Origin of the sequence: Microcoleus sp. B5-D4 (assembly GCF_036705145.1) — a bacterium.
Lineage (GTDB): Bacteria > Cyanobacteriota > Cyanobacteriia > Cyanobacteriales > Microcoleaceae > Microcoleus.
Window position 1 is genome coordinate 1 of the sequence record NZ_JAUBTV010000142.1, and the last position, 11,136, is coordinate 11,136.

General features: G+C 45.4%; 13 protein-coding genes. 7 read left to right on the forward strand and 6 right to left on the reverse strand.

The genetic code is table 11. The features are described from left to right. Positions 1-135 precede the first annotated feature (135 nt). The gene (locus tag QUB10_RS32855; protein ID WP_333207299.1) at positions 136-717 is read left to right on the forward strand and encodes a recombinase family protein; all 582 of its coding nucleotides are present in this window, start codon (positions 136-138) and stop codon (positions 715-717) included. A gap of 19 nt (positions 718-736) precedes the next feature. Further along, the gene (locus tag QUB10_RS32860) at positions 737-1,177 is read left to right on the forward strand and encodes a hypothetical protein (protein WP_333207300.1); all 441 of its coding nucleotides are present in this window, start codon (positions 737-739) and stop codon (positions 1,175-1,177) included. 102 nt (positions 1,178-1,279) lie between these two features. Here the strand turns inward: QUB10_RS32860 and QUB10_RS32865 are convergent, their stop codons facing one another. Next, complete coding sequence (locus QUB10_RS32865; RefSeq protein WP_333207301.1) at positions 1,280-2,713, reverse strand: alpha-amylase family protein; 1,434 nt, start codon at positions 2,711-2,713, stop codon at positions 1,280-1,282. Positions 2,714-2,990: 277 nt separating this feature from the next. On the opposite strand from QUB10_RS32865, the gene QUB10_RS32870 reads away from it, so the two are divergent. Then, the gene (locus QUB10_RS32870; protein WP_333207302.1) at positions 2,991-3,158 is read left to right on the forward strand and encodes a hypothetical protein; all 168 of its coding nucleotides are present in this window, start codon (positions 2,991-2,993) and stop codon (positions 3,156-3,158) included. Here QUB10_RS32870 and QUB10_RS32875 read toward each other — a convergent pair. Next, positions 3,155-3,730 (reverse strand): DUF3611 family protein, encoded by a 576-nt coding sequence (locus QUB10_RS32875; RefSeq protein WP_333207303.1) that lies wholly within the window; start codon positions 3,728-3,730, stop codon positions 3,155-3,157. The genes QUB10_RS32870 and QUB10_RS32875 overlap by 4 nt on opposite strands. Positions 3,731-4,718: 988 nt before the next feature. Between QUB10_RS32875 and QUB10_RS32880 the strand changes: the two genes are divergently transcribed. Next, the gene (locus QUB10_RS32880) at positions 4,719-5,570 is read left to right on the forward strand and encodes a DUF1206 domain-containing protein (RefSeq protein ID WP_333207304.1); all 852 of its coding nucleotides are present in this window, start codon (positions 4,719-4,721) and stop codon (positions 5,568-5,570) included. Between the two features lie 193 nt (positions 5,571-5,763). Beyond that, the gene (locus QUB10_RS32885) at positions 5,764-6,732 is read left to right on the forward strand and encodes a TIGR03885 family FMN-dependent LLM class oxidoreductase (RefSeq protein WP_333207305.1); all 969 of its coding nucleotides are present in this window, start codon (positions 5,764-5,766) and stop codon (positions 6,730-6,732) included. Between the two features lie 175 nt (positions 6,733-6,907). Here the strand turns inward: QUB10_RS32885 and QUB10_RS32890 are convergent, their stop codons facing one another. Together QUB10_RS32890 and QUB10_RS32895 are read right to left on the reverse strand one after the other, a co-directional pair. After that, positions 6,908-7,135, reverse strand: coding sequence for a hypothetical protein (locus QUB10_RS32890; RefSeq protein ID WP_333207306.1), 228 nt, complete (start codon positions 7,133-7,135; stop codon positions 6,908-6,910). 165 nt (positions 7,136-7,300) lie between these two features. After that, on the reverse strand, positions 7,301-8,194 hold the full coding sequence (locus QUB10_RS32895) for a DUF2382 domain-containing protein (protein WP_333207307.1): 894 nt from the start codon (positions 8,192-8,194) through the stop codon (positions 7,301-7,303). A 530-nt stretch (positions 8,195-8,724) separates the two neighbouring features. On the opposite strand from QUB10_RS32895, the gene QUB10_RS32900 reads away from it, so the two are divergent. Continuing rightward, positions 8,725-8,865, forward strand: a complete 141-nt coding sequence (locus QUB10_RS32900) for a hypothetical protein (protein ID WP_333207308.1) — start codon at positions 8,725-8,727, stop codon at positions 8,863-8,865. Between the two features lie 7 nt (positions 8,866-8,872). On the opposite strand, the gene QUB10_RS32905 is transcribed toward QUB10_RS32900, so the two are convergent. Beyond that, positions 8,873-10,108 (reverse strand): HetZ-related protein, encoded by a 1,236-nt coding sequence (locus tag QUB10_RS32905; RefSeq protein ID WP_333207309.1) that lies wholly within the window; start codon positions 10,106-10,108, stop codon positions 8,873-8,875. 118 nt (positions 10,109-10,226) lie between these two features. Between QUB10_RS32905 and QUB10_RS32910 the strand changes: the two genes are divergently transcribed. After that, positions 10,227-10,412, forward strand: a complete 186-nt coding sequence (locus tag QUB10_RS32910) for a hypothetical protein (RefSeq protein ID WP_333207310.1) — start codon at positions 10,227-10,229, stop codon at positions 10,410-10,412. A gap of 205 nt (positions 10,413-10,617) precedes the next feature. Here QUB10_RS32910 and dtd read toward each other — a convergent pair whose 3' ends face one another. Continuing rightward, positions 10,618-11,049 carry a D-aminoacyl-tRNA deacylase gene (dtd, locus tag QUB10_RS32915; RefSeq protein ID WP_333207311.1) on the reverse strand — a complete coding sequence of 144 codons (432 nt, stop codon included), beginning with the start codon at positions 11,047-11,049 and terminating at the stop codon, positions 10,618-10,620. Between the last annotated feature and the right edge of the window lie 87 nt (positions 11,050-11,136).

An 11,136-nucleotide genomic window follows, 5' to 3' on the forward strand; every position in this document is an offset into this window, starting at 1 on the left:
CAAAATTATAAAACGGTTGTGTGAGGAAAGCGAACTGCAAGCGTATCAGAAAGCAACTCTTAATTGATACGGCAAATAGTTTGAATTTGACCTCGACTTTATCAGGGTTTTGGTTGCTTTAATTAGGAGGGTTATTTGATACGGGCGATTATTTATTGCAGAGTCAGCACGGATGACCAGAACTGCGATCGGCAAGAGAGGGATTTAAGAGACTTTGCCGATCGCGCTGGGTATAAGGTTGTCGAGGTAGTTCGCGAGACTGCCAGCGGTGCAAAAGCCGATCGCCCGGAACGCAAAAAAATTATGGCGGCGGCACAAGCTCGGAAAGTGTCGGCGGTACTAGTAACTGAAGCTAGCCGCTGGAGCAGAAGCACGATGGATTTGTTGGGAACTCTGCAAGATTTGAACGCCTGGGGAGTGAGTTTGGTTACTCTGGCGGGAATCAGCCTCGACCTCAACACGCCGCAAGGCAAATTAATGGCGGCCGTACTTTCAGCCATTGCCGAGTTTGAGCGCGACTTAATCCGCGAGCGAGTAAAGTCTGGGATTGCATCTGCAAAATCTAAAGGGCAAAAATTTGGACGACCGCGACTGTCGGAAAGCGCGATCGCCTTTGTGTACCAATTGCGCGCACAGGGTAAAAGTTATTCACAAATTGCAGTGCTTTCAGGGGTTTCTCGAACAAAAATAGCGGCGCTTTGCCGCAAAAATTCTTAATTTATTGGAATTAATCAAAATGGACAATTATCAATTAATTTTTACAATGGCACTAGCCCAAAGTTCAGATTTAATTTATGGAAATCTACAACTGCGCTATCCAGACAAAAAGGCGATCGACTACGTGGCGACTTCGGGCTGTGCTGATTATCAGCGTCCCGGTGATGAATGGGTGAGGGGAAAAGGGCCGATTCCTGCCGGTGAGTATGAAATACCGACTGAGCCTTATTGGCTCGATACGCGGGGAGTTGAAGGGCTTTTCTTCCACATCACCCCCGACCCGGTAGTCTCCGCGCATGGTATCAGAGCGGAGCTAGGGTTGCACTTTGATGCAAATGTACCAGGTAGCGCTGGTTGTGTAGTTGTCAAAAATCGGGAAGGTTGGCGGCGGTTTTGCGATCGGATAGCATCGATCGCAAATTTGGGTGTAAAAAGTCTGTCGCTGACTGTGAAGTATTGAAACAAGCGCTATGTGGTGTTAATGCAGCTTCCTTGCTACACCACATATAGTGTTAATCCCTGATAGGGTTTATTTTGGGTAGCCCCCAAAGTAGAATATTTTCTACGGTTTCAATCCCTGATAGGGCTGGGGGCGGCTGAAGGCCCGCGCATCAGTGTACAGCGCATTTCCCCAGCCATAAAACAATATCATCTCTGGGGATTCCATCCAGTTAATTAATGAGCCAGGATCGCGCTGCGCTGCGACGACATTGACTTGTTTGTAACCGTATTCTCCGATCGCGATCGCAGGTCTGGCAAGGGCATCAGTTGCAGCCGTCGAGAAGCCACCATTCGGTGCATCTGACCATTGCATCACCGTGCGAACGCTGTCTCGACCTTCCAGCGAAAGGTCATCGCCCATGCCAATTTCTTCGCCATAGCGCAGCATGGGTGTACCAGGCAGGGTGAACAGCAAGCTGTAGATTAGTTCAATCCGGCGACGAGATCCTCCCATCATCGGTGGTAAGCGACGACGAATCCCGCGCCCGAAAATTTGCATAGTTTTCTCAGGGGCAAACGCTGCAAAAATTTCCTCTCGTTCCGATGAGGTAATGCGGTCTAGCGTCAGTTCATCATGGTGGCGCACAAAATTAAGCCACTGACAAATATCAGGAATATCCGGTAAGATTTTTAGTCCATCGCGCAATGCTGTGGATTCTTGACGCGCCAGTGCCAAAAACAGATGCTGGTTCAGCAAAAAGTTGAACAGGATGTGCATTCTGTCGCCCTTATCAAAGTAGATAGAAATTTGATCGCGATCGACATTTGCTTCTGCCAGCAACACAGCATCACCCTGACGCGATGACACAAACTCTCTCATTTCTTCCAAGAAACCTCGCAGGTTTTCGGGGTCTGCACCTTCGATGCCAATTCCTTTAATTAAAAATGGAACAGCATCAATGCGAAATCCAGACACGCCCAGTTCTAGCCAAAAACCCATAATTTTGCAGATTTCTTCTCGTACCGCCGGATTGCCAATATTCAAATCTGGCTGTTCTTTATAGAAGTGATGCAAATAGTAAGCGTTTGCTTGTTCGTCGTACTCCCAAATACTGTCCTCAGCATCGGGAAACACCAGCAATTCTGGATCAGTTTTGGGTGGATTTTCTGACCACACGTAGTAATTGCGATACTTGGAGTTTTTATCGCTTTTGGATGCCACAAACCAAGGATGCTGATTGGACGTATGATTTACTACCAGATCGATCAGCACGCGAATTCCTCGTTCCCTTGCTTGGTGCATGAAATCGACAAAATCTCCCAGGGTTCCCAGTCGCGGATCAATGTTGTAGTAATCCATCACGTCATAACCATTGTCGCGGTTAGGGGAAGGATAAAACGGCAGCAACCACAAACAAGTAATTCCTAGCGCCGATAAATAGTCTAGGCGGTTGATAAGTCCCTGAAAGTCGCCGACACCATCGCCGTCGGAGTCCATGAAGGTTTCAACATCGAGGGAGTAAACAATTGCGTTTTTATACCAGAGGTCTTTCATAGCAGTAAATTTCTTAATAGAGAAACTGTGTAACATGGTTTTGTTCACACACCCGGTCACTGGATCATTTAGGAATCTGAATGCCACGGGTATAGCTCATCTTTCGGAATATGAGCCTAAGTTCTGTTTGTCCCAATTAAAAATATATCTCTCAATATAAAGGTAGATGAAATATCTATCAATATAATAAATAAATAAATTACGTTTTTTCAATTAAAAAACGGTCGATGCGGCTGACTATCATTAGCAGGAGCGATCGCTACCAATTTGCGATTAGATGTTCATCCAAATAGCCAACTTGTTTAGCTTGTCGCTGCACTGCCTTCGCTCTCTTTCGCCAAGACAGTGCACCAGCATAAACATTAGTTACAGCGGTCAGCCTTTGTCAGTCATGACGGCAGAGGAGTTGTCTTTGCCTTTAGCGATCGCCCATGCTGCCAACTAATCTTCTACCCAATTGAGTAACCCAAGAGAAGTAACAGCTCCAAAAAAGTGAGCGCCAATCAGATTGACGTTTGCCATCGTCACAAAAATATCTAAGGAACGAATCACATTTTCTGGGGCATAAGCTGCCATCGCTTGGGGCTGACTAAGAGTTTTCGCTAGCACTACAGCAACTGTTTCTTCAGAAGCGACAAACGCGATTAATACCCCCACCAAACTAGAAACTAATCCAATCCGTAAGGTGTGAGTAATATGTTCTTTGCTGGGATATACCTGGGAATTTTCGGCGTGCAAAAGTCGGCCTAAAAGCCGATAGCGAAAATCCCAAAAAATTCTAAAGCACAGCAATAACAGACCAATTATCGCTAAAAATATGCCGAACCCAATACCTGCATTATTGGTTTGCTCGCTCATGTTGCGACCCAACATAGCAAATACTAAAACAATGCCGGAAACAGCACCCAAAAATAACTGTATCCAGAAGCTAAATCGACTGAACAAGCGAAAAGTTGAGACGAATTCAGTTTGTGTCAGCGGTTGCGACAAGGATTCTGGTTGATTCAGTTGATTCATTATATACACCTTATTGCTGAATTGATCATCAAAGCAAACGACGTAAGAAATAGGTTCTGCTTGTCTTCCTGTCGCCAGCGATCGCCTTGTGGTTAGCTATTAGAGTTTTCCTGAAAAGTCAGTTAAGGGCAAGCAGGATGCCGGATATTTGGGAACCGACTGGGGCAATTTTCGGTAAATAAAAGGTTGAACTCAACACAGCCACTGCCGTTGTGGTTGATTTGATTTTCCTCAAATCCTCCCGGTTCGGAACAATCAACTTCTTGCGACTATGGGAATTTAGAGTCTTAAAAATCGACTTAGGCAAAACGTCTCTTGTCTTTGTTCACCATCTCAAAATCTTGCTTCTATCTCTATTTAATCTAACTAGCCCAACCTTGCCATCTGTCTGATGCCATAAGAAAATATCCTCCTGATGGAAGATGATTGAGCGAAAATTTATGATACAGCTTTGAGTTAAGTGCGATCGATCGCACTATTGGCGATCGATGCTTGATTCACAACACCCGCACTGGGGCGCATCCATTCTTGGAACGTCCATAAGCTAGTTAGGGCAGTTATTGCAGATTTGTCAGATATATCATTATGGAAAAGCAGGTATTTTTGCTTTCCGTTTACACCTTAGCTCTTGATAGCATTCGGATTTTTTTTTGACATTATTTTTAGGGTCGCCAATTCTAATTGTTATTCAAACTTGGGTTAAAGAAATTTTTATCAAAAATCTACTATACCGCTGGCAGACTCCTCCATCATGGAAGCCATCTTATAGCCCCTAAAGCTATATTTGTCAAGCCCAATAAATGTGAAATTTCTTACTCAATCAACCGATGACACTCCCGCTCAAGACAGATTTAAAAAAAATCTAAACAAGCTAATCTTTAAGTTAATAAATAATAACATAAATTATCTGTTTAAGAACTCAGTTAGCTGGACAGGAATGCACTATTGGCTATGGCAGCAGTCGTGAACAACTAAATTGTCAAAAAATATGAAACGGGACAACTCACCCACCGACAGCATTAAAGACTCAATTGGACAGGCAGCTTCTCATCCCTGGTTTGAGCGACTGGCAAGATTGGGATATGCTTCCAAAGGCTTAGTTTACTTTATTGTCGGTTTTCTAGCAGCACAAGCAGCCTTTAGTATGGGCGGCAGGACAACAGATACTAGCGGTGCATTATCAGAAATTGTTAACCAACCCTTCGGTAAATTTCTGCTATTTCTTGTAACGATTGGCATTATTGGTTATGCCCTTTGGCGTATCGTTCAGACAATTCTCGACCCAGAACACCAAGGACAGAAAATGGATGCCAAGCGAATTGCCCAACGCATTGGCTACGCCTTAAGTGCTTTAGGTTATGCAGGTTTGGCTTTAACGGCTGTAAAACTGATAATGGGTTCGGGCGGTGGTAAGAGCGATACAACCGAAGATTTGACAGCCCAAATTTTAGCGCAACCGTTTGGACAATGGCTGGTAGGATTGGCAGGCTCAATTGTTATTGGTGTAGGATTTTCTTATTTTTACGAAGCATATAAAGCCAAATTTCGCCGCCATTTCAAGCTAGATGAAATGAACCCAACCGAGCAAAAGTGGGCGACACGGTTGGGTCGATTTGGAATTGCTGCCCGTGGGATTGTTTTCGTTATAATCGGTTTTTTCTTAATTCAAGCAGCAAGGCTATCGGATGCCAGTCAAACCAAGGGATTGGGCGAGGTGTTGGCAATTCTGGCACAACAGCCTTTTAGTCCAGTGATTTTGGCTCTAGTACCTTTGGGTTTAATTGCCTATGGCATCTACTCGGTAATTGAAGCTCGCTATCGGCGAATTTTCCGCTCATAAGCTTGCCGGTTATACGGAAAGTTATGAATTTTGAGTACAAGATTTTTTTGTTTTACTTATCTAACTCAAAACTCAAAACTTTTACTAGGCGTTTTGATTAAATCACCTGCTTTTAAGTCTGGATATTTTAACTCACAACTCAGGGCGGGCACGGGGGCACCGCCCCTACTCAAGTCAAAACTCCTAAAAACTTATGGCACAAATTGGTTATCATGCTTCTCATGAACAGTTTAAGCCCAGTGAACTGCTGAAATATGTCCAAATGGCAGAGCAAGCTGGCTTTACCCATGCCCTTTCTTCCGATCACTTTCATCCTTGGAGTGAAGCGCAAGGACAAAGTGGTTTTGCTTGGTCTTGGTTGGGTGCAGCAATGCAAGCAACGCCGAGGCTTTCCTATCGGGTTGTTTGCGCTCCCGGACAGCGGTATCATCCGGCTATTATTGCCCAAGCTGCGGCAACGCTGGCAGAAATGTTTCCCAATCGTTTTTGGCTAACGGTTGGCAGCGGTCAAGCGTTGAACGAACATATTACTGGGGATAAGTGGCCGACTTCGAGCGATCGCAACGCGCGCCTCAAAGAATGTGTCGATATTATCCGCGCCCTTTGGACAGGAGAAACCGTCACCCATCGCGGTTTAGTGTGCGTAGAAGATGCAAAACTCTATACCCGCCCGGAAATTCTCCCATTAATTATCGGCGCCGCAGTTACGCCAGAAACCGCAGAATGGGTGGGCAGTTGGGCAGATGGATTAATTACTACTTCTCGCCCACCTGAAAAGTTAAAAAAAGTCGTCGATGCGTTTCGTCGCGGTGGCGGAGAAGGGAAACCAATGATTTTGAAAGTGCAGCTTTCCTATAACAGTAATGCAGAGAAAGCACTACAAGGCGCTCATGATCAATGGCGTAGTAATATCTTCAAAAGCAAAATGCTGACAGAACTGATAACACCCGATCAATTTGATGCCGCCGGGGAGTTTGTGCAACCAGAGGAGTTATATCAACACGTCCGCATTTCGGCAGACCAAGACCAGCATATTGAGTGGTTGCAAAAAGATATTGAATTGGGGTTCGATCAACTAATTTTGCACAACGTTAACCGAGAACAAGAGCAGTTTATTGAGGCGTTTGGCGAAAAAGTAGTGCCAGCGCTGACAAAAAGTTGATTGGTAATTATGATGCTACTGATATCACTTCCGGCGGCGCCGGAATGATATCAAGTCCGCGCTTCATTGTCGGGCGTAAAGTCGAATCAAGTTGCCAATAAATAATTCGCGCTATTTTTCAGTTTTTTGACTCATAGTCAACAATCACCGACAGTGCAACCGGAATCGATATGACTTACCGACTAACATTGTCAGAATCCTGAGTGCGATCGCTATCTCCCAAACCCAATGCGGTTCGCCACTTATCGGGATGGCGCGGCATCAGCATTCGCACATCACGATCGGGCAAGGCGATGCCAGCATCTTTGAAGGCAAGAACGATATGAAATGTCTGCTGAGCTTGCTGAGCTGCAACTGGCTCAGACTTTTCTAAAAAACTGGTCGCATAGATGTTAAACGACAAAGCTAAAAATGCTGTACTTAATTAACGGCAAACGCCAGCAATTAGAGATTATAAATCTCCTCTGTTTTAGTAGTGGTAGTAATTTTTTAGGTTCGTATTTGCGCTTCAACGCTCATGTGGTCGAAGACAGCGCCACTACAAACCCTTGTTCAATTGATTCGCACTCTAACGCCCTTCCCTCTTCACGTCCAACTCTTCACGACGCAGTGTTTCCGTTGCCTCAACAATCTCCGTTTCAACTTCTTTCCTGATGTTAACTTCTTCGCGCACGAAAGCTTCTTTTTTGAGATCAGCCGTTTCTTCGTAAACTTCCATTCGCATCACCTTTTCCTGCTGGAAGGGAGTATCCCTATTTACTGGCGCACCTGCCTTTCCTGGAGTTACACTCTCAATTACAACTCGCTCTTTTTCTGTGGGAATTGAAACTCGTGCCGTGTCGGTTTCTACTCGCTTGCCAATTGCTACCTCGCCAGTTTTGTGACGGCTTTTCTCTGCAACCAGTCGTTCTTCGTAGAGGCGGAATTTGTGATGCTCGCGCTCGTTCATCTGATACAATTGAGGCTCTTGTTCGTAAGTGTAGGTGTTGCGGTCATAACCAGCCGCCTTAGCTTGGTTAGAGACAGAACGCGGCATAGAAACTGGTGCAGATGCTTCTAAAGGTAATGATGCTTCTACAGGTGCAGACCCTTCTACAGTTAGAGTACGATAAACACCCCGCACTTGTTCTTCATAATCGTAATCTACTACCATCCCATCCTCATACCTGGGTAGTCTTTCTGCTTGGTCTTTACTCCTCAAACCCGTCGCGTAGATGCGTTCTGCATCAACGTCAACTCGACAAAGAGCAACTGGAACTAATACCTTCTTGCCAAATATCCAGAAACCCGTGTCAACAACAAAATATCGGAAACGCCCTGTCTCATCAACTAGCGCGGTATCGATGGAGCCAATCTTCTCATCTTTATTTCCAGCATAGATATCCAGACCTTTGATATCTTCGCCATTAAAAGCAGCTTCGCGGTAGTTGGGATTAAAATCTTCAATTTTGTAAAGTAACATACGAGTCCTTCCCTTTCTATCTATATCAACTTATGACCCCATTTTAGATATATCTCCAAATTGATGCTTCCTTCTTATGAAGGATTAAGTGAAACAGAATAGTAGGATGAGTATATTTATTTTAAGTTTTTCTGTCTTTGGATAGATGACTTTTTCATTTTTTATCCCCCTTCCGCACCCTCAAGTTTCACAATAGGTTTCTAACTATTTTTATAAAAAAATACACTTATAAATTAGACTTTGATACTTTATATTAATGAATAAAAAAACTTATACACATAATTTATTACTTTAAAAGTAGACTTTTATGTGAAATATTTTGGGGCAACACATTTGAAAAACTTTGCCTTGATTATGCTACTCCCTATGTTTAAATATCATTATAAATATATGATGCAACACCGCCTATTCAGCACGCAATTTCCCATAACTGATGACTAATGACTAATAACTAAGGACTAATAAAAACAAATTCCCCGGTCTAACCAGGGAACGAAAAATATTAAAAAAATTAATGTTGTTTTAATAAATTGAATTTGCCAAAAAGCGGCGATAAATTAGTAGCAGCCCTGGTTGATTTGAGAGGGGGACGCCGGGGCGGGCATTCCTGTGCAGGTGCCGCACCCGATCGCATTTTCCAGTCTCAAGAAAACAGTTGCATTCATATTTGAGTACCAGTTAAGCTTGGCTGCTGTTGCGAGTCTGGCTAGCCAGCTCCAACACTTGCGCCCAGCGTTTTTGGACTTGTTTGGGAGTGCATTTGAGCGCGGTGGCGATCGCCTTGTCGCTTTCTTGATTCCGCTTCATTTCTAACAGTTGCTGCATTTCCGGCGACAGTTGAGCGCGAAATGCTTCCCATTTGTCCGAAGTCATTCCCAGCTTTTGATCGACATCAGCACCCAGCCATTCGTGGACAAGTTTCCAATTTTGAGTGCGGGCAAATTTTTCGACGTGGTACTTGAAACGTTGTTGCAAGTAGTCGCGCTGGCGGGAAGACAAACCGAGCGCGCGGTCAATTTCCGAAGCCGAAAGGTCTTGCAATTTTAAAGTTAAGTAATTCACGCATTCTGGCTGATTTTGCGATTCCAGATAGGCGATCAATTCCGAGACTACTCGATCGCGCAGCACAGCATCAGCCGGATCGACAGTTTCCGATACCATTTGCTCGCGCACTTGTTGCAGCGCCGGAGAGCGGCTGTAAATTTCCGCATCTTCTCCCTTGCCCGATTCTACAGCCATTTCAATGTCGATCGCAGTTTCGGGAGGCTGACCCTTGGCAAATCCTTGAGCGCGCAACACGATCAGGCGTTGGCGGTTGCGGCCCGGTAAGCCAATTTGGCGCTTGGCGTAGTGTTCGGTGAAAGCCATGTACTCAGCCAATTCGAGCTGCGTGCGGGGCTGGTAGGTGACATCGAGTTGGTGTTCGCGGCGGAAAGCTCGCAGAGATTCGATGTAAAAGCCTTGCAAAAAGTCTTCAATCATGTTGTAGCGAGCTTGGAAGTTCAAGTTCGATCGGAAAGAAGCAACATGGCGGTAAATCATCGCCGCGAGGTGAGAATGCAGTTCGACGCGGCCTTGTTTGGAACCGAGGCGGTAGTATTGCAGGGTTTTTTGCAACCGGTGCTCGGCCAAAGTGATTTGCCAAGCTTCAACTTCGCCGGAAATTTGGATGCGATCGCTTTTTTGGCAAATCCGTTCAACTTCCTTAGCAATCCGCATCGCCACTGCTTGAGCGCTGCGGCTGGCAGTTTTCATTTCGGCTTGCAATTCTTTGAGGGCGAAGTCAGCCAAAGCGAGGATATCGATGCTGGGAACAGTATTGATTTCGGGGTTTGGTTCGCTGGAGGTAGCCGGAATGCAGTTGAAGCCAGGAGCGGTGTTGCAGTTGACGGTGGTGGCAGTTTTGACAGTCATGGCATTTATCGGGTGGTAGGGCACAGCGGGTGTGCGAGGACATTTGTCAGAGAGTGAGGCGGCAGTTGCTGGCGGTTTCGCTTGCTGTGCTGATTCAACTCTCTATACATTGAATGTTATGGAAATAAACATCATCGCAGTGATGCCAGTGTTCCACTCTCTCATGCAACAGTTTTTGGCTGCTGAATCTGATTCTAAGCGCTGGCTGTGGAAGATTGATTTTATTGCCGTTAAAGCCTTACTGTACAAGCACTCTGAGCTGTTATTTGGGGGAGGAAAATGGAGGGTGCTGCCAGACCGGTGAGTGGACAATCTAATAACTGGCTATTTGAGGGGGTTTTGGCCGTTAGAGATTGTGGAATCGAGACTTGGCAGAGTGTAGCTATCTGCAATGTCTTCAGAACCTACGCAACAGCAGTTAGGAAACCCGGTTAATCTGGAAATTTGATCTTATTCAAGAAGGAAGAAGGAATAAGAAAAAAGCACAGAGAGCTTGGTTTGCCAACAATTCACCCCGATTCTCTCTCTAATACCAAAGTCACTGGCCCGTCATTGTCGATCGAGACTTGCATCCTCGCTCCAAACAAGCCTGTTTCAACTTTTAAGCCGCTCTGGCGCAACTTTTCGACAAATTTATCATAAAAAAATTCCGCTCGTTCAGGAGCCGCTGCTCTGTCAAAGGAAGGCCGCCGACCTTTGCGACAGTCGCCGTAGAGCGTAAACTGGCTCACAACCAGCAACTCGCCGCCGATGTCCTGTACGGACTTGTCCCAGCGCCCGGTATCCCCGGCCGTGTCGGGAAACAAACGCAATTCTAGGCATTTGCGAGCCATCCAATCGAGTTCTGCTTCGGTGTCGGTGTCTGCAATACCTACAAGCAAGTTAAGTCCGCGGCCAATTTTGCCAATAATTCGATCGTCAATCTCGACTTGAGTTGACATTCTCACCGGGCTAAAGCCACGGTGATTCCCAAACCTCACGATTTGAGTTTCTGCTTCATCGCAACTGCCTCCACCCACAAGGAGTTT

Excerpts from the sequence above, each read along its gene's own strand:
- QUB10_RS32860 (WP_333207300.1), top strand. The coding sequence starts at position 737 with ATGGACAATTATCAATTAATTTTTACAATGGCACTAGCCCAAAGTTCA.
- QUB10_RS32865 (WP_333207301.1), bottom strand. The coding sequence starts at position 2,713 with ATGAAAGACCTCTGGTATAAAAACGCAATTGTTTACTCCCTCGATGTT.
- QUB10_RS32870 (WP_333207302.1), top strand. The coding sequence starts at position 2,991 with ATGTTCATCCAAATAGCCAACTTGTTTAGCTTGTCGCTGCACTGCCTT.
- QUB10_RS32875 (WP_333207303.1), bottom strand. The coding sequence starts at position 3,730 with ATGAATCAACTGAATCAACCAGAATCCTTGTCGCAACCGCTGACACAA.
- QUB10_RS32880 (WP_333207304.1), top strand. The coding sequence starts at position 4,719 with ATGAAACGGGACAACTCACCCACCGACAGCATTAAAGACTCAATTGGA.
- QUB10_RS32885 (WP_333207305.1), top strand. The coding sequence starts at position 5,764 with ATGGCACAAATTGGTTATCATGCTTCTCATGAACAGTTTAAGCCCAGT.
- QUB10_RS32895 (WP_333207307.1), bottom strand. The coding sequence starts at position 8,194 with ATGTTACTTTACAAAATTGAAGATTTTAATCCCAACTACCGCGAAGCT.
- QUB10_RS32905 (WP_333207309.1), bottom strand. The coding sequence starts at position 10,108 with ATGACTGTCAAAACTGCCACCACCGTCAACTGCAACACCGCTCCTGGC.
- QUB10_RS32910 (WP_333207310.1), top strand. The coding sequence starts at position 10,227 with ATGGAAATAAACATCATCGCAGTGATGCCAGTGTTCCACTCTCTCATG.
- dtd (WP_333207311.1), bottom strand. The coding sequence starts at position 11,049 with ATGTCAACTCAAGTCGAGATTGACGATCGAATTATTGGCAAAATTGGC.